The sequence below is a fragment of the Achromobacter sp. D10 genome, from assembly GCF_035282245.1.
Taxonomy (GTDB): domain Bacteria; phylum Pseudomonadota; class Gammaproteobacteria; order Burkholderiales; family Burkholderiaceae_B; genus Achromobacter; species Achromobacter insolitus.
Window position 1 is genome coordinate 608,356 of record NZ_JAYJLE010000001.1, and the last position, 16,752, is coordinate 625,107.

At 61.6% G+C, this 16,752-nt stretch carries 16 protein-coding genes; 11 read left to right on the forward strand and 5 right to left on the reverse strand.

Annotated features, from left to right (window positions below):
- Window positions 1-9: 9 nt before the first annotated feature.
- Both VCS63_RS02930 and VCS63_RS02935 read right to left on the reverse strand, forming a co-directional pair.
- Entirely contained in the window at window positions 10-1,494 is a 1,485-nt protein-coding gene (locus VCS63_RS02930) for a sensor histidine kinase (protein ID WP_377836510.1), read from the reverse strand.
- Window positions 1,484-2,161: a response regulator gene (locus VCS63_RS02935; protein WP_076816846.1), complete on the reverse strand. Its 678-nt coding sequence runs from the start codon at window positions 2,159-2,161 to the stop codon at window positions 1,484-1,486. Before VCS63_RS02935 ends, VCS63_RS02930 begins: the two co-directional genes overlap by 11 nt.
- Window positions 2,162-2,650: 489 nt before the next feature.
- Here VCS63_RS02935 and VCS63_RS02940 point away from each other — a divergent pair, with 489 nt between their 5' ends.
- Window positions 2,651-4,018: a ClcB-like voltage-gated chloride channel protein gene (locus VCS63_RS02940; protein ID WP_112966803.1), complete on the forward strand. Its 1,368-nt coding sequence runs from the start codon at window positions 2,651-2,653 to the stop codon at window positions 4,016-4,018.
- Between the two features lie 61 nt (window positions 4,019-4,079).
- Here the strand turns inward: VCS63_RS02940 and VCS63_RS02945 are convergent, their stop codons facing one another.
- Complete coding sequence (locus VCS63_RS02945) at window positions 4,080-4,529, reverse strand: GNAT family N-acetyltransferase (RefSeq protein ID WP_323878321.1); 450 nt, start codon at window positions 4,527-4,529, stop codon at window positions 4,080-4,082.
- A gap of 186 nt (window positions 4,530-4,715) precedes the next feature.
- Here VCS63_RS02945 and VCS63_RS02950 point away from each other — a divergent pair, with 186 nt between their 5' ends.
- The gene (locus tag VCS63_RS02950) at window positions 4,716-5,051 is read left to right on the forward strand and encodes a hypothetical protein (RefSeq protein WP_323878323.1); all 336 of its coding nucleotides are present in this window, start codon (window positions 4,716-4,718) and stop codon (window positions 5,049-5,051) included.
- Between the two features lie 27 nt (window positions 5,052-5,078).
- Here VCS63_RS02950 and VCS63_RS02955 read toward each other — a convergent pair whose 3' ends face one another.
- Window positions 5,079-5,636, reverse strand: a complete 558-nt coding sequence (locus tag VCS63_RS02955) for a hypothetical protein (protein ID WP_042795865.1) — start codon at window positions 5,634-5,636, stop codon at window positions 5,079-5,081.
- Window positions 5,637-5,678: 42 nt separating this feature from the next.
- Here VCS63_RS02955 and VCS63_RS02960 point away from each other — a divergent pair, with 42 nt between their 5' ends.
- Window positions 5,679-6,035, forward strand: coding sequence for a hypothetical protein (locus VCS63_RS02960; RefSeq protein ID WP_063639113.1), 357 nt, complete (start codon window positions 5,679-5,681; stop codon window positions 6,033-6,035).
- Between the two features lie 44 nt (window positions 6,036-6,079).
- Here VCS63_RS02960 and mnmE read toward each other — a convergent pair whose 3' ends face one another.
- Window positions 6,080-7,432 carry a tRNA uridine-5-carboxymethylaminomethyl(34) synthesis GTPase MnmE gene (gene mnmE, locus VCS63_RS02965; protein ID WP_063961621.1) on the reverse strand — a complete coding sequence of 451 codons (1,353 nt, stop codon included), beginning with the start codon at window positions 7,430-7,432 and terminating at the stop codon, window positions 6,080-6,082.
- 115 nt (window positions 7,433-7,547) lie between these two features.
- Here mnmE and VCS63_RS02970 point away from each other — a divergent pair, with 115 nt between their 5' ends.
- From VCS63_RS02970 to VCS63_RS03005, 8 genes are all read left to right on the forward strand, one after another.
- A complete protein-coding gene (locus VCS63_RS02970) occupies window positions 7,548-9,134 on the forward strand; it encodes an ABC transporter substrate-binding protein (RefSeq protein WP_042795862.1) in 1,587 nt (528 codons plus the stop codon).
- 7 nt (window positions 9,135-9,141) lie between these two features.
- Window positions 9,142-10,116: an ABC transporter permease gene (locus VCS63_RS02975; protein ID WP_323878327.1), complete on the forward strand. Its 975-nt coding sequence runs from the start codon at window positions 9,142-9,144 to the stop codon at window positions 10,114-10,116.
- On the forward strand, window positions 10,113-11,033 hold the full coding sequence (locus VCS63_RS02980; RefSeq protein WP_323878330.1) for an ABC transporter permease: 921 nt from the start codon (window positions 10,113-10,115) through the stop codon (window positions 11,031-11,033). The genes VCS63_RS02975 and VCS63_RS02980 overlap by 4 nt, the downstream gene beginning before the upstream one ends.
- 10 nt (window positions 11,034-11,043) lie before the next feature.
- A complete protein-coding gene (locus VCS63_RS02985) occupies window positions 11,044-12,051 on the forward strand; it encodes an ABC transporter ATP-binding protein (protein WP_323878333.1) in 1,008 nt (335 codons plus the stop codon).
- Window positions 12,048-13,067: an ABC transporter ATP-binding protein gene (locus VCS63_RS02990; protein WP_042795858.1), complete on the forward strand. Its 1,020-nt coding sequence runs from the start codon at window positions 12,048-12,050 to the stop codon at window positions 13,065-13,067. Before VCS63_RS02985 ends, VCS63_RS02990 begins: the two co-directional genes overlap by 4 nt.
- A gap of 97 nt (window positions 13,068-13,164) precedes the next feature.
- Window positions 13,165-14,364 carry a M20 aminoacylase family protein gene (locus tag VCS63_RS02995; protein WP_042795857.1) on the forward strand — a complete coding sequence of 400 codons (1,200 nt, stop codon included), beginning with the start codon at window positions 13,165-13,167 and terminating at the stop codon, window positions 14,362-14,364.
- 387 nt (window positions 14,365-14,751) lie between these two features.
- On the forward strand, window positions 14,752-15,657 hold the full coding sequence (locus VCS63_RS03000) for a TauD/TfdA family dioxygenase (RefSeq protein WP_323878336.1): 906 nt from the start codon (window positions 14,752-14,754) through the stop codon (window positions 15,655-15,657).
- A gap of 50 nt (window positions 15,658-15,707) precedes the next feature.
- A complete protein-coding gene (locus tag VCS63_RS03005) occupies window positions 15,708-16,751 on the forward strand; it encodes an ABC transporter substrate-binding protein (RefSeq protein WP_063639119.1) in 1,044 nt (347 codons plus the stop codon).
- Window position 16,752 lies beyond the last annotated feature (1 nt).

Genomic DNA, 16,752 nt, shown 5'->3' on the forward strand with positions numbered 1-16,752 from the left:
CAAAAGCTTTCAAAAACCGCCGTTTTCCTGGTGCGTCGCAGCATCGGACCCGCTTTCCAGGGTAAACACCAATGCCGCCCTCAAGCCCGGCAGGGGCACGCGGTTCTCCAGTACCAGCCGCGCCCCGAGGATCTCGGCGATGGTCCCCACGATGGCGAGCCCCAGGCCGGCGCCAGGCTTGTTCTTGCCCGCGGCGCCCCGGCGAAAACGAATGCAGGCGCGGGCGATGTCTTCCGCCGACATGCCGGGGCCGCTGTCCTCGACCACCAGCCTCGCCAGCCCAGGCTCGATGAGGACCTTCACCGTCACTTCCCCCGCTGGGGATGTGTAACGGATGGCATTGTCGACCAGATTGCTGACAGCCTCCCTCAGTAGCCACTCCGCTCCTTGGACGACCACAGGCCGTGTTTCGGCCTCCAGACCGACATCGAGCTGGCGGGCACGGGCCGTGGGAAGCAGGCTGCGGATGACGGCGTCGGCCAGCTCGACCAGGTCCACAGGTTCCGGGTTGAACCCGCCTTCGGCCAAGGAGGCGTCTTTAGCGCGCGCCAGAGCGAGCATCTGGTTGGTGGTGCGTACGGCCCTGTCCAACCCTTCTTGCATCGCCAGAAGGGCTGTACGGACCTCCTGGGGGTCTGTTTCGCGCAAGGCGTAGGCCGTCTGGGTCCGCAAAACCGACAAAGGGGTGCGCAACTGGTGCGATGCGTCGTCCAGGAACTGACTCTGGACCCTCGCCTGGGCCGCAAAACGGGCCATGTGGAGGTTTACGGCCGCAACTAGGGGTAGGACCTCCCCTGGCATGTCCGAAGCGCCTACGGGGCTTAAATCGTCCGCAGAACGCCCTTCCACCTCCTGGCGCAACCTGGCCAGGGGGCGCAAGGCCATGAAAACCCCCAGGATGATCACCAGGACGCTGATCAGGATCACGGCAAGATCCCGCTCCACGGAACGAACAAGCACCTGGTGCAGGAAGGCCTGACGGGTATCCAGGCCCTCGGCCACCTGCACAATCACCCGTCCCCCTTTATTTGCATAGAGCGGCGGATCCATGGTCCGCGCCAGTGCTGCGACCCGCACAGGCGTTCCCTGGTAGTCGGCATAGAAAAAGCGTGGTTCACCGGAAACGAGCGGGTCGGCGGGCATGGGCAGCCCCGGGCTGCCGATTTCCGCCAGCCCGTCCTCGGTAGCGACTCGGTAGAACACGCTGCCATTGGCCGTCAGCTCGAAAAATTCCAGCATCAGGTATGGCTGCTCCATGGCTAATCCACCGCTGGCTGTGGATATGTTGTGGTCGATGGCGCGCAGCGCTCCAGCGAGCGACCGGTCATAGGCAGTGTCGACCTGATTGCGCAACTGATGGTTCGACAGCCACAAGGCTCCCATCATCACGAAAACCAACGTCGGAATCAGCCACCAGAGAAGTTGGGTTTTCAGGGTGCGATTGCGTCTTTTCGCCGCGAAAAATCCATTTTTTTCCGCACTTCTAGTTGTCAACAAGGTTCTCCAGGCAGTAGCCCATGCCCCGCATGGTCACGATTTGCACACCGGTATCCGCCAATTTCTTGCGCAACCGGTGCACTACGACCTCGATGGCTTCCAGGTTTATGTCCGCATCGTCGGTCAGGATGCGATCCAGGATCTGCTGCTTGTTGATGGGTTCGCCGCTTTTCTGGATCAGTACGCGCAGGACCGAGTGTTCACGTGGGGATAACTGCAAGGGCTGTCCGCCAACCGTGAATTTTTGAGCAGAAGTCTCGAAAACCAGGTTTCCCAGCGTGAGCCGCGGATGTTCCCGTCCGCGGCTACGTCGGATGAGTGCGATCAATCGCGCTTCCAACTCTTCCACAACAAATGGTTTTGGCAGGAAGTCGTCCGCTCCCTGATGCAACGTGCCGATTTTTTCGGCTAGCGAATCGCGCGCGGTCAAGACCAGGACCGGCGTACGGTCGTCCCGCGCGCGAATCTTCGCGAGCAAAGTATGGCCATCCATGCCCGGAAGTCCGAGATCCAGGATGACCGCGTCGAATTCTTCCATTGCCAGCCGTCTTTCGGCGACCAGCCCGTCATCAGCCCATTCAACAACGAAACCCGCGTGCCTGGCCAGGCTTCTTGAAAGCCAGCGAGCAAGTTCGGCTTCGTCTTCTATCAGGAGGATGCGCATGGACGGAGTCCGGGGGGGGATGGCTGGGCGGAATGGGAGAGCATGTTTGGCTTTTCCTTAATTTCTCTTTATATAAAGACTAATGATTAATAAGGCCTGTGGATAACTACCTTAACCTTGAAAACCTCTTTTTTTTCATCCACTTGGAAGCGTTTTTGCCTGTGCAAGAACTCTGTGTGGGAAAAAAGCTGAAGTTGGACAAGATTTTGGACCCTGGCCAAAACCCCTGCTTGTTCAACTTGCCTCCACAAAATGTGCACAAGGCGTCTCCTTAGGAGTTATCCACAGGCCCTTTCTGCCTGACCGGTCCCAAAACCGGCACTTTTACCCCGAAAAATGCCCTGCTGCCTACCCGCTTTTTTGCCTTCCAGGACGCCTTCAGAGGGCCTGTAGGGCGTTCGCGGAAAGGGGGATTCCAGGGGATGTGCGCAGCGATTCTTGACTGGGAACTGAACAAAAAGTGAGCAGCTTCCGCCGTAGAATCCCGCCATGGCGACAGAAATCAGAATCAAGAAATCGGGCTGGGCGATCTGGCTCAGAACCCGTCTGCTGGCGGACAATTTGCCGGCCACGCTCTGCGCGGCGGCGCTGATGGGCTTGTTGGGGGCGCTGGCCACCGTGGTCTTCCGCGAAATGCTTGGCTGGACGCAAACTTTGCTGGGAGGAGAAGACGTGCCTCACGGCATGGTGTCGCTGGCGCGAGGCCTGAATCCTTGGGAACGCTTTTTGATGCCTGCCATCGGCGGCGCCATTGCCGGCGTGATCCTCCAAATGGCGGCCAAGTGGCTACCCAGGCGCGGCGCAGCGGACTATATGGAGGCAATTTCAGTCGGGCGCGGAGTCATCGGCTTTCGCCAGACGGTCGCGCGCAGCCTGTCATCGATCTTTTCCATCGGCTCCGGCGCTTCCATCGGCCGTGAAGGCCCCATGGTGCAATTGGCGGCGATGTTGTCATCCCTGACTGGTCGCTATCTGGTCCTGCCGCCCCGGCATTTGCGCTTATTGGTTGCCTGCGGTGCCACTGCGGGAATCACGGCCGCGTACAACGCGCCCATCGCTGGCGCCTTGTTCATTTCAGAGATCGTCTACGGAGCGATTGCATCGGCCACGCTGGTACCGTTGGTTGTATCGTCGGTCGTCGCCAATATCGTGACGCGCCAGATCCTGCATTACGACGCCGTTTTTCACATGCCCCCTTTCACGTTCGTGTCGGGATGGGAGGTCATCAATTACCTGGGGCTCGGTGTGATCGCCGGCCTGGCGGCGCCACAGTTCCTGCGCTTTCTCGATACGGCGCGGGCCGCATTCGCCCGTGTGCCCGCGCCGCTATGGGCCCGCATGGCACTGGGCGGATTGATCGTCGGCGCTTTGTCGGTGGTGAACCCCGAGGTCTGGGGCAATGGGTATAGCGTAGTCAACAGCATGTTGCACACGCAGTGGGCCTGGCAGGCCGTGGCCGCCATCCTGCTTTTGAAAACGTTGGCTACCGCGGCAAGTGTGGGATCAGGTGCGGTCGGCGGTGTATTTACGCCCACGCTGTTCGTGGGGGCGGCACTTGGAGCCCTGTACGGCACGGGCTTGCAGGCCTTGTTTCCAGCGGGCGACCTGTCAGCGGTGTCCAGTTACGCCGTGGTGGGCATGGGCGCGTTGCTGGCTGCGACCACGTATGCGCCCTTGATGTCGATCCTGATGATTTTCGAGATGACGCTCAGCTATGAAGTCATGCTGCCGTTGATGCTGGCTTGCATAACAGGCTATGTGATCGCGCATCGGATACGGCCCGATTCCGTCTACGCGAAGTCGCTGGCCAGCAACCGCCGCGCGCAGCGCGTGATGGCTGGGACGCGCGAGCCGTGATCAGGTTCTATTTATGTGAATAAATACTCGCATCTTATCGGAATGATTAAAAAGCCCTTATTTAAAGGGCTTTTTTCATGAAGACGCGCTTCAAGCCTATCTCTTCGGCTCGATGGGTTTCCACATATCCGTACCGCGTGTAGATAGCGATGTTCTCGGTCATTTTTTCCTGCGTGTAGAGGCGGATGCTGGCATAGCCCGCCAGGCGAGCCGCGCTTTCGGCGAACCGCAGCAAGTCTCGGCCGTAGCCTTTGCCCTGCGCCGAAGGCGCAACCGCGATATTGTCGAGCAGCATGTAATCTGCCTCGGGAATCAGCACCAGGACGGCCTGCACCACCCCTTGGGCCTGCAGCACATGGACCACGCCTTGCGCGACACGGGTGGCGTAATCGTCCCGCATCGGGCCGGGTATTGCACCGATGCGCTTGACGTAGTGTCCGTAGGCTTGGGCGACGATTCGCTCGATGTCGGCCAGATCGTCGGGGGTGGCGAGGCGTATGTCTGGGACCATGCCGAATCCTGAATGATGCGGAAGTGACCGCCGGAAGGAATACCGGAATATAAGCCGCGGGGCGAGCGGCAAGATTGTTTTATCAATTAGTTATAAAATTTATAACTAATCGTTTGCGTGTATACCCCGAAGATGATGAGCGATCACCGAAGAAACTGGCTGAGTGATCCCATACCAGGAGTGTCAATGGCACCTAATACGTCGTTTCCGGCCCATGGCGAGCCCGAAAACTTATGGACCGAGTACGCAAGATTCCATGAGGCATGTTCGGGCGTTCTTGCGCGGGTAGAGCAGCGCCGCGACGGCGGTATCGCCTTGTCGGAAAGCGAGCAGGCGGAGTTGAGAACCATGGCGCTCAACCTGAACGCATTTGGCAGGGTGCTGCATGGCAAGAGAGCCAGGGAAATGCGCGCGCTGGCCGAGCGTGTCGAGCGTGTATTGGTCAACGCCGGTTCGGTACCCCATGCTGTCGCCCAGGAGACCACTGAGTCTGAAGACAGCTCTGCCGCCGTGACGGGCTGAGTTCGCGTACGCGAGAACCTCATGCCGTCAGGCGGGCCGTCGTCGCAACATCGTACGGCCCAACGCAGCGATCATCTTGAGCGTGTACAACACGAACAAGGATCCCGTAATGTCTCCGGTCAGCATAGCTATGAAGCCGTCCGCCAGCGCTGCCCTTTCTCCCTGGAGAAAGAACCAGAGATGATGAATCGTGGAGTTCATCAACGCATAGACCAGCGCGCAGATCAGAAGGCGCCAGGCCGTGAGATTGCCAAGGTCGGGTTGCAGCCGCAGTGTCGACCTGGCCCAACGGTAGGCGAGATACGGCGCGGTGGCCGCCATGATGCCGCCGGCCACGGAACGGAGTACGTCGTCGGGAAAGTAATAGAAAAAGCAGGCGATCCAGGAACCGGCCAACAGCCCTAGCGCTGCAGGCAGTCCGAACAGCAACGTGCATATCAGGCGCACGCCTGCCGGCAGATAGATCCAGTTAATGCCGCGCACAAACTCCAGGTTGGTGAACACCCACTCATTGACTGCCAGACTGCCAAGGAACAGCACCACTGTCACCAGAGCCCATTTGCCCTGATCTAGAATGTTCTCCATACCTCTAATCCCGCCGCTTATCGGTCGCTGCGTCCATTATCCATGAAAGAAAAAAAGAGGCCCGCCGACATTTACATGCGCTTTTTGCGCCTGGCCGACGCACTGCGCGGCCTGCCTTCCTTGCCGTCGCTCGACCCCATGGAAGAACGCATACTTACGTTGATCGCACGCGCGTCACAGGAAGAGCGCCGGCTGTCCGTGCGCGATGTCATGGCAGTCGATAGCATCGGTTCGCCTGCGACCCTGCACGCCCGACTGAAGTCGATGCGGGAAAAAGGCTGGGTGTTGCTTGTCGATACCGAGGATGCGCGCCGCAAGCAGGTGGAGCTCAGCCAGGCCGCGCTGCTGCATTTCGACCGCTTGTCTGAATGCCTGGTGGAAGCGACGCGCAAACCTTGAACTTCCAGATGCAGCTGCGGCGGCGCAGCACGCTGCATTGCACGCTATTTCCCGATACAGAAGCTCGAGAAAATCTCCCCCAGCAGATCGTCGCTGGTGAACTTGCCCGTAATGCTCGACAGGCTGTCGTGCGCCAGCCGTAGTTCTTCCGCAAACAGATCCAGTACCCGGTCGTCTTGTTGCGCGTGCGCGCCGGCAAATTCGAGGTGTTCCGCCGCGTCCTGCAAGGCATGCAGATGCCGCTCGCGCGCCAGCCAGGGAGATTCGCCCCCGGGGTTCCAGCCGGCGATGCGCAGCAATTCGGCGCGCAACGCGTCCAGGCCTGCGCCGCGCTTGGCGGATATGCCGAGTTCCTGAGGGCCGGCGGCGAAGGGTGTGGATAACAAGTCCACCTTGTTGAAAACCTTCAGGACCGGCGTGCGCGGCGGCAGGCGCGCGGTGATCTGGGCGTCGAGCTCGTCGCCTGGCTGGGTGGCATCCTGCAAATGAAGGATAACGTCGGCGCGCTCGATTTCCTGCCACGTGCGTGCGATACCTATGCTCTCCACGGTGTCCTCTGTTTCCCGCAGACCTGCCGTGTCGACAATGTGGAGGGGGACGCCGTCGATATGGATTTCCTGGACGACCTTGTCGCGGGTCGTGCCCGCAATCGGAGTGACGATGGCAATGTCGTCGCCGGCCAGCGCGTTGAGCAGGCTGGACTTGCCCACGTTGGGTTGTCCGGCCAGAACCACGTGCAGGCCTTCGCGCAGGATTACGCCCTGACGGGCTTGCGCGATCAGCTTGGAGAGATCCGCGGTCAGCGCTTCCAGGGTGGGGCGGGCCTGATACTTTTCCAGGAAGTCGATTTCTTCCTCAGGGAAATCCAGGGTGGCCTCTACCAGCATGCGCAAATGGATGATGCGATCCGACAGATCATTGACACGTGCCGAAAATTCCCCCGACAGCGACGCCATGGCGCCGCGCGCGGCGGCCGTCGACGAGGCCTCGATCAAGTCGGCCACGGCTTCGGCCTGGGCCAGGTCCATGCGGTCGTTCAAAAAGGCGCGGCGCGTGAATTCGCCGGGCTCGGCCAGCCGGATGCCGAGGTCGCGGCCGGCGGCGAGACAGCTTTCCAGCACGCGGCGCAGCACGGCGGGCCCGCCGTGTCCCTGCAGTTCAAGCACGTCTTCGCCGGTATAGGAATGCGGCGCGCGAAAGTAAATGGCGATGCCTTCGTCCAGCAATTCGCCAGCGCCCGATTTGAATGGCAGGTAATGCGCATGGCGCGGTGTGAGTTCCCGCTGGAACAGGCGCCGCACCAGTTCGGAGAGGTCCGCGCCGGAAATGCGAACGACGCCGATACCGCCTCTTCCGGGGGCGGTTGCAATGGCGGCAATGGGGGCGTAGGCGGACATATTTCGGGCAAGGCAAGGCGAGAACAATAAGGGAATATAACTGTTGCGCCGTCCCTTGTTTGCTGGTTAATGTGGCCCGGAGGTTCAAAACCCGAAACAATCCTGGGAGATCACAATGGCATCTCGGTTTTCGCGTGTCTTGGCCTGCGGCTCGGCCGCGGTAATGTTGGCCTTCGGCACATTCAGTTCGGCTATGGCCCGCGATCTGGTGATCGCCTTGAAGACCGAACCGTCCTCCATGGATCCGCAGTATCACGCGCTCACGCCCAATACGCAGATCTCCCAGACCATTTTCGACACGCTGGTCGCTACGGATTCGCAGCTAAAACCGCAGCCCGCGCTTGCCGAGTCCTGGACCGTGGACGGCAAGGTCTGGACTTTCAAGCTGCGTCCCAATGTGAAGTTCTCCGACGGCACGCCGTTCACGGCGGAAGACGTGGTCTTCACTTATGCGCGTGTGCCGAAGGTACCGAACAGCCCTTCGCCATTTACGCTGTACTTGGGTTCGGTCGAGAAAACCGAAGCCGTGGATCCCAGCACTGTGCGCATCACCACGAAGGACGTGGCGCCTAATCTGCTGGTCAACCTGGCGCAATTGCCCATCATGTCGAAGAAAGCTGCGTCCGGCCCCGCCGCGGAAGGCAAGACGACCACGGAACTCAATAGCGGCGACGGTTTGATCGGCACCGGTCCTTATAAGTTTGTGTCATGGAAGCGTGGCGCTGAATTCGTGCTGGCGCGCAATGACAACTATTGGGGCAAGAAGCCCGAATGGGATCGCGTGGTCTACCGCCCGATCAGTAATGCCGCCGCGCGCGTGGCGGCCCTGCTTGCCGGGGACGTCGATATGATCGAGGATCCTCCGACCGATGACCTGCCCAAGCTGAAAGGCGACAAGAAGCTATATGTAGAGGAAACGCCATCGGTGCGCGTCGTGTATGTGGCGCTGGACCAGTTCGCCGAGCCCTCGCCCGGCGTGCAGGGCACGGAGAAAAACCCGATGAAGGACAAGCGGGTGCGCGAGGCCCTGTCCCTGGCCATCAACCGCGATGCATTGGTCGAGCGTGTGATGGGGGGCGTGGCGCTGCCCGCGGGCAATCTGCTGCCCTACCCGATGTTCGGTTCCAGCAAGGAACATTCCAAGGCGCCCAAGGCCGACGTGGAGAAAGCCAAGGCGCTGCTGAAGGAGGCAGGCTATCCCAACGGATTTTCCATCACACTGGGCTCGCCGTCGGGACGTTACGTCAATGATTCGAAGGTGGCGCAGGCGATTGCATCGATGTGGACCCGCATCGGCGTGAAGACCAGCGTGGATGCGATGGCGCCCCCGGTGTTCTTCAAGAACCGGGACAGCTACGCGTTCTCGGCCTATCTGGCGGGTTGGTCCGTGACCAGCGGCGAGATGTCCAACGCGCTGACTTCGCTGCTGGTGACGCGTAACCCGGAAGCGGGTCTGGGCACCACCAACCGCAGCCGCTATTCGAATCCCAAGATGGACGCGCTGGTGAAGGAAGCGTCGTCGACCATGGATGACGCCAAGCGCGCGGATCTGTTGTCCAAGGCCAGCAATATCGCCATGGACGACTACGCCATGCTGCCCGTGCATTTCGAACTGTCGGTGTGGGCTATGAAGAGCGACATCCGCTATCAAGGCCGGCCCGACCAGGTCACGCTTGCGCAGTTTGCAACGCTGAAGAAGTAAGGTTCTAGTGCTTGCAACGATCGTAAGAAGGCTGCTGCAGACCATCGTCGTCATGCTCGTCATGTCGGCGTTGGTCTTTGCCGGTATCTACATGGTGGGCGATCCGGTCTCTATGCTGGCGAGCCCCGAGGCGACCGAAGCGCAGCGCGCAGCGGTGCGCGAATCGTTGGGGCTGGACCTGCCATTGTGGCGGCAGTACCTGATCTTCATGGGCCAGGCGGTGCGTGGGGATTTTGGCAACAGCTTCCTGACGGGCGAACCGGCCATGAGGCTGATCCTGGAACGCATGCCGGCTACCGTGGAGCTGGCCTGTGTGGCCATGCTGCTATCGGTGCTGATCGGCGTTCCGCTTGGCATCCTGGCAGGCCTCAAGCCCAAGGCGGTCGGTTCACGGGCCATCATGACGGGCTCGGTGCTGGGATTCTCGCTGCCCAATTTCTGGGTAGGCCTGATGCTCATCATGGTGTTCGCGGTGATCCTGGGCTGGGTGCCGGCGGGCGGACGCGGACAGACCGTCAGTATCGGGTCGCTGCAGCTCAGCGTGCTGACCTTCGACGGCTGGCTCAGCCTGGCGTTGCCCGCGGCGACGATTGCGTTCGCCAAGTGCGCGATGATCATCCGCGTGACGCGGGCGGCCACCCGGGAAGCCCTGCCGATGGACTACATCAAGTTCGCGCGCGCCAAGGGCCTGTCTGAAAAGCGCGTGCTCGGCGTGCACCTGCTCAAGAACATCCTGATTCCCGTGGTGACGGTGGCGGGGCTGGAGTTCGGCCAGGTGATGGCTTTCGCAGTCGTTACCGAAACGGTTTTTTCCTGGCCAGGCATGGGCAAGCTGCTGATCGATTCCATCATCAACCTGGACCGTCCGGTGGTGGTGGCGTATCTCCTGCTGATCGTGTTCTTCCTGGTCATGTTGAATCTGGTGGTGGACATCATCTACACGGTGCTGGACCCCCGCGTACGCTTGGATAGCCGCCGATGAACACACCTGCCACTGCGGCCTCGCCGCCGGTCCAGGCCAAGGAGCAGACGCCTTGGCGCCGCTTTCTGTCGGACTTCTTCGCCAGCAAGCTGGCGACGCTGGGCCTGGTCATGCTGGTCGTGATAGTGGGGGCGGCACTGCTTGCGCCATGGATTGCGCCGCAGAATCCCTACGACCTGGCGACGCTGGACATCATGGACTCCAAACTCAAACCGGGCACCGAGAGCGGCGATGGCAGCATGCGCTACTGGCTGGGTACGGACGGCCTGGCACGCGATCTGTTTTCGGCCATTCTGTATGGCATGCGCACCAGTCTGCTTGTGGCCAGTGTGTCGGTGTTGGCAGCGTTCGGAATCGGGGCTACGGTGGGTTTGGTGGCGGCGTATTTTGGCGGGCGGATCGACGCCTTGCTGATGCGGGTTGTGGATATCCAGTTGTCGTTTCCCGCCATCCTGGTCGCATTGATGCTGCTGGCGATCCTGGGCAAAGGTGTGGATAAGGTGATCATCGCGCTGATCGTGGTGCAGTGGGCGTATTTCGCGCGCGCCGCACGCGGCGCCGCGCTGGTCGAGCGCGGCAAGGAATACGTGGAAGCAGCGCGCTGCATGTCGCTTTCCTGGGGGCGCGTGCTGTTTCGCCACGTGCTGCCCAATTGCATGCCGCCCTTGATCGTCATCGCCACCATTGACCTGGCGCACGCGATTGCGCTGGAGGCCACATTGTCGTTCCTGGGCGTGGGCGTGCCCGTGACCGAGCCGTCGCTTGGCATGCTGATCTACAACGGCTTCGAATACCTGTTGTCCGGCCAATACTGGATTTCCTTCTTCCCGGGCATTGCGCTGGCGCTGGCCATCATCGCCATCAACCTGGTGGGAGATCACCTGCGCGATGTGCTCAACCCGCGCCATGCGAACTGAGGCCGGCGCGATGCAGACATCTGTGGATAAGTCCTCGTCCAGTTCGGCGCCCATCCTGGAGGTGCAAGGCCTGAAGACGCATTTCTTCACGCGTAACGGCGTGGTGAAAGCGGTGGATGGCGTGGACCTGACGTTGGCGCAGGGCGAGATCCTGGGACTGGTAGGCGAATCGGGATCGGGCAAGAGCATTACCGGCTTTTCGCTGATGGGCTTGCTGGACGAGCCGGGCCGCATAGTCGACGGTACATTGCGTTTCAACGGTGAAGATCTGCGCAGTGCGACGCCCGCGCGTTGGCGCGAGCTCCGGGGCCAGGAGATCGCGATGATCTTCCAGGATCCGATGATGACCCTGAACCCCGTGTTGCGCGTGGATACGCAGATGATCGAGGCGGTGCAGGCGCACGGCAACGCCTCGCGCGAGCAGGCGCGCCAGCGCGCCTTGCAGACGCTGGCCATGGTGGGCATCCCGTCGCCGGAAGAGCGCCTGCGCGCATACCCGCATCAATTGTCGGGGGGCATGCGGCAACGGGTGGCGATTGCGATTGCGCTGCTGAATTCGCCACGCCTGATCATCGCGGACGAGCCCACCACGGCGCTTGATGTAACCATACAAGGGCAGATCCTGTTCGAAGTGCAGAAGCTCTGCCAGGAAACCGGCACCGCGCTTATCTGGATCACTCACGATCTGGCGGTGGTGGCGGGACTGGCGGACCGCGTGGCGGTCATGTATGCGGGACGCGTGGTGGAGACCGGCACCACGCAGGCCGTCATCAGCCATCCCATGCATCCGTACACGCATGGCTTGATCGCTTCCATTCCCACGCCGGAATCCCGCGGCAGGCCGCTGGTTCCGATTCCCGGCATGACTCCATCGCTGCTCAACCTGCCGCAAGGCTGTGCGTTCCGCGGCCGTTGTCCGCGCGCGACCGAAGCCTGTCTGGTCGAACCGCAGCCCGTGGAGGTGCGTCCGGCGCAATGGGTGCGTTGCTGGCACGCCGGAGGGCCAGACATCAAATGAACGCCGCAGAACGCGATCCCGCCATTCCCATCTTGTCGCTGCGCGAGGTCGAGCTGCGCTTTGTGCAGCCTGTGGACCTGGCGGGCCGCATTGCCAATCTGCTGGGCGCGGGTTTGAAGACGCAGGTCGTGCATGCAGTGGCGGGTGTGGACCTGGACGTGCGCCCTGGCGAAGTGATCGGCATTGTGGGCGAATCAGGTTGCGGCAAGTCCACGCTGGGCCGCATCGTGTCGGGCATTCTGCCGCCGACCGCGGGCGAGGTGAGCTACAAGGGCAAGCCGGTCAAGGCCATGACGGGTCAGGAGCGGCGGGCCTACGAGCTTGGCGTGCAAATGATCTTCCAGGATCCCTACGCTTCGCTCAACCCGCGCATGCGCGTGCGCGAGATCATCGGCGAGGCGCCCGTGGCGCATGGCCTGGTGCGCTCTCGCGACAAGGCCGAGTACGTTGCCGGCTTGATGCGCCAGGTGGGACTGGATCCTGCTTTTGCACAGCGTTATCCCCATCAGTTCTCCGGCGGCCAGAGGCAGCGCGTAGGAATTGCGCGGGCCTTGGCGCTCAAGCCATCGGTCATCGTCTGCGACGAGGCGGTTGCCGCGCTGGATGTGTCGATCCAGGCGCAGGTGCTTAATCTGTTTGAACAGTTGCGCGCCGACCTGGACCTGACCTATCTTTTCATCAGCCACAATCTCAGCGTGGTCAGCCACATATCGGACCGCGTGGCGATCATGTACCTCGGCCGCGTCGTGGAGCTGGCGCCCACCGACACGGTCTTCCAGCACGCCAACCATCCTTACACGCAGGCCCTGCTGAAGGAATTGCCGACGCTGCAGCCGGGGCGGCGCGCATACCAGCCCATCAAGGGCGAACTGCCCTCGCCGCTGGATCCGCCTGCGGGCTGCGCGTTCCACCCGCGTTGCCCGCATGCCATGCCCCGTTGCAAAACGGAGCGGCCGCTGCTGCGGGAGGTCGCGCCCGGCCAGTTCAGCGCTTGCCATCTGAACGATATGGCCTAGCCAGGATGGCGCATCCACTGGACCTCGCAGGGCCAGACAGCGAGAATTCCCGTATCGGCAGGCTACTGACTTCAACTCTTACGGTTTATCCACAGCCATGAAAACCATAGACGAAATCGAACGCGCCCACGGCGACCTCACCGCGTTGCGACGGGATATCCATGCGCATCCCGAGCTGGCTTTCCAGGAGACGCGCACGTCCGCGCTGGTTGCGGAGCGCTTGCGCGGCTGGGGACTGGAAGTCCACACCGGGCTGGGGAAAACTGGTGTGGTCGGCGTTTTGCGCGCCGGGAGCGGCAAGAAGACTATCGGCCTGCGTGCCGACATGGATGCGCTGCCCATGCCCGAACACAATCGATTTGCCCACAAATCGACCATCAGTGGACGCATGCACGGCTGTGGCCACGATGGGCACACGACCATGCTGCTGGGGGCGGCGCAGTACTTGTCCACGCATCGCGATTTCGATGGAACGGTGGTGTTCATCTTCCAGCCGGCCGAGGAAGGCGGCAACGCCGGCGCGCGTGCCATGATGCAGGACGGGCTGTTCGATAAATTCCCTTGCGATGCGGTATTCGGCATCCACAACATGCCTGGCATGCCGGTCAATCAGTTTGGGTTCCGTGCAGGGCCGACGATGGCCTCCAGCAACCGCTGGGACATCGTCATCAAGGGCGTGGGCGGCCATGCGGCGCAGCCGCATGCCTCGGTCGACCCCATCATCGTCGCGGCCGACATGGTGCATGCGTTGCAGACGGTGATTTCCCGCAGCAAGAATCCGCTGGAGCAGGCGGTGCTGTCGATCACGCAGATCCACGCGGGCGATGCCTACAACGTGATTCCGGGCGAGGCCGTGCTACGCGGCACCGTGCGGACCTACTCGGTGGAGACCCTGGACAAGATCGAGGCGGATATGCGCCGCATCGCGACTACCTTGCCACAAGTCTACGGCGGCACGGGCGAACTGGATTTCGTTCGCGCCTATCCGCCCCTGGTCAATTGGGAAAAGGAAACCGCCTTTGCCGCCCAAGTGGCCGAAGACGCGTTCGGCGCTGAAAACGTGCAGCGCGAAATGCCGCCTTTCATGGGCGCCGAGGACTTCTCTTTCTTCCTTGAGTCGGTGCCGGGAACATATCTGTTCCTGGGTAATGGCGATGGCGACCACCGCATGGAAACCTATCACGGCATGGGTCCATGCCAGCTCCACAACCCGAATTACGACTTCAACGACGCCCTGCTGCCGGTGGGCGCAACTTATTGGGTGAAGCTGGTGCAGGCATTCTTGCCTAAGGCTTGATCAGCGCAAGTCATTGATTTAAAAGGCGCGGACCCTCGGCGGTCCGCGCCTTTTTTCATGCTGGAGGCCTGTTATGCACAGGCTGTCCACCTGCTATTCACCGGGTATCCACCGGGATATCCCCTGACAATCCACCGCTTTTCCCTGGCTTGCCACCAGGCTTATCCCAAGACTTATCCACAGGCCTGGCACAGGCAGTTTCCGGTGCTCCGCGCATGGCGGGAGCCCCTCGCGCGGATAAGCTTATAGCTGCAATGCGATAGCGCGCCATATGACGCGCAGGCTTGAACAAAGGCCGAATAATTCGTTTGCGTAGGGGTTGCGCGTTTTCATAATGGATCGTTCCTGAGCCGGCCTGGCCGGCGGCATTCGCGCAAGGAGCGATCCATGTCCCAGAGCAACGCGCTGCGCCGGTCCGAGGCGTATGCCGAACCCGCGACGCAAGATTTTTCGATTCGTCCGCTTGAAGCCGTGACGGGCGCTGAAATCGTCGGCATCGATCTGTCGCGCGAGCTGGCACCAGCCGATTTCGCCAAGGTGCATCGCGCGCATCTGGATCACCACCTGCTGGTGTTCCGCGACCAGCGCATCACGCCGCAACAGCACATCGACTTCAGCCGCCGTTTCGGCCGGCTGATGATCCATGTGCTGCATCAGTTCCATCTGCCCGGGCACCCCGAAATCCTGATCGTCTCCAACATCGTTGAGGACGGCAAGCCAATAGGGCTGGGCGACGCCGGCAAGTACTGGCATTCGGACATCTCGTACAAGGAATTGCCCAGCCTGGGGTCGCTGCTGCATGCGCAGGAACTACCTTCTCAAGGCGGCGACACGCTGTTCGCCGACATGCATGTAGCGTACGACACCCTGCCCGCGGCCTTGCGCGATGCCATCGAGGGCAAGCGCGCCGTGCATTCCTACCTGGCCAAATACGGCCAACTGCAAAAGGAAGGCGCCTGGCGCCCCAACCTCAGCGCGCAGCAGGTCGCGCAGGTGCAGGAGGTGGTGCATCCGGTGGTACGGACGCACCCGGAAACGGGACGCCGCGCCCTGTTCGTGAGCGAAGGCTTCACGACACGCATTGTCGGCCTGCCTGACGACGAAAGCCGCCAGATCCTGGACGAACTGTTCGCCCACAGCATCCGGCCCGAACACATCTACCGCCATCAGTGGCAGCCGCAAGACCTGGTCTTCTGGGACAACCGGTCGCTGATCCACTTGGCCGGCGGCACGCCGGATCACCTGCGCCGCAAGCTGTACCGCACCACGATCGAAGGCGACACGCCCTTTTGATTTCGGGGCCGCTGCAATTTCGCGCAAACCAATTATCCACAGGGTACGCCATGGGTTTTTCTTCCGCTCTACGTGATCGCTTGGTCCAGACCGCCACCGGCGCGGGCCTGGCGCTGATACTTGCCGTACTGGCCCTGGCTTCGCCCACGCCAGCCATGGCCGAAGGCCGCATCCGCATTGCGGAGCAGTACGGCATCGTGTACTTGTTGTTGAACGTGGCGCGCGACCAGCAGTTGATTGAAAAGCACGGCAAGGCCGAAGGTGTGGATATCTCGGTCGAATGGGCCAAGCTGTCTGGCGGCTCGGCCGTGAATGACGCGCTGTTGTCGGGCGCTGTGGATATCGCGGGGGCCGGCGTGGGGCCGCTGCTGACGATCTGGGACCGCACGCGCGGCAAGCAGAACGTGAAGGGCGTGGCTTCGTTGGGCAACTTCCCCTATTACCTGGTCAGCAACAATCCCAACGTCAAGACGATTGCGGATTTCACCGAAAAGGACCGGATCGCAGTGCCGGCGGTAGGCGTGTCGGTGCAATCGCGCGTGCTGCAGCTGGCATCCGCCAAACTGTGGGGCGATGCGCAGTTCAACAAGCTGGACAAGATATCCGTTGCCTTGCCACATCCGGATGCGGCAGCCGCCATCATCGCCGGCGGCACGGAAATCACGGGGCATTTCGGCAATCCGCCTTTCCAGGAGCAGGAGCTGGCCGAAAATCCCAAGGCGCGCATCGTGCTCAATTCCTATGACGTGCTGGGCGGACCCAGCTCGTCGACGGTGCTGTTTGCGACCGAGAAATTCCGCAAGGACAATCCCAAGACCTACAAGGCGTTCCAGGCTGCGTTGAAGGAAGCCGCGCAATTCGCCGCCGCCAATCCCGAGCAGGCCGCGGACACCTATCTGCGCGTCACCGGCGCCAAGCTGGATCGCAATTTCCTGATCAAGGTGATCAAGAACCCCGACGTGCAGTTCAAGCTGGAACCGCAGAACACCTATGCGCTGGCCGAGTTCATGCACAAGGTGGGCGCGATCAAGAACGCGCCCGCAAGCTGGCGCGACTACTTCTTCGACGATCCCGTCACGGCGCAAGGCAGCTGAG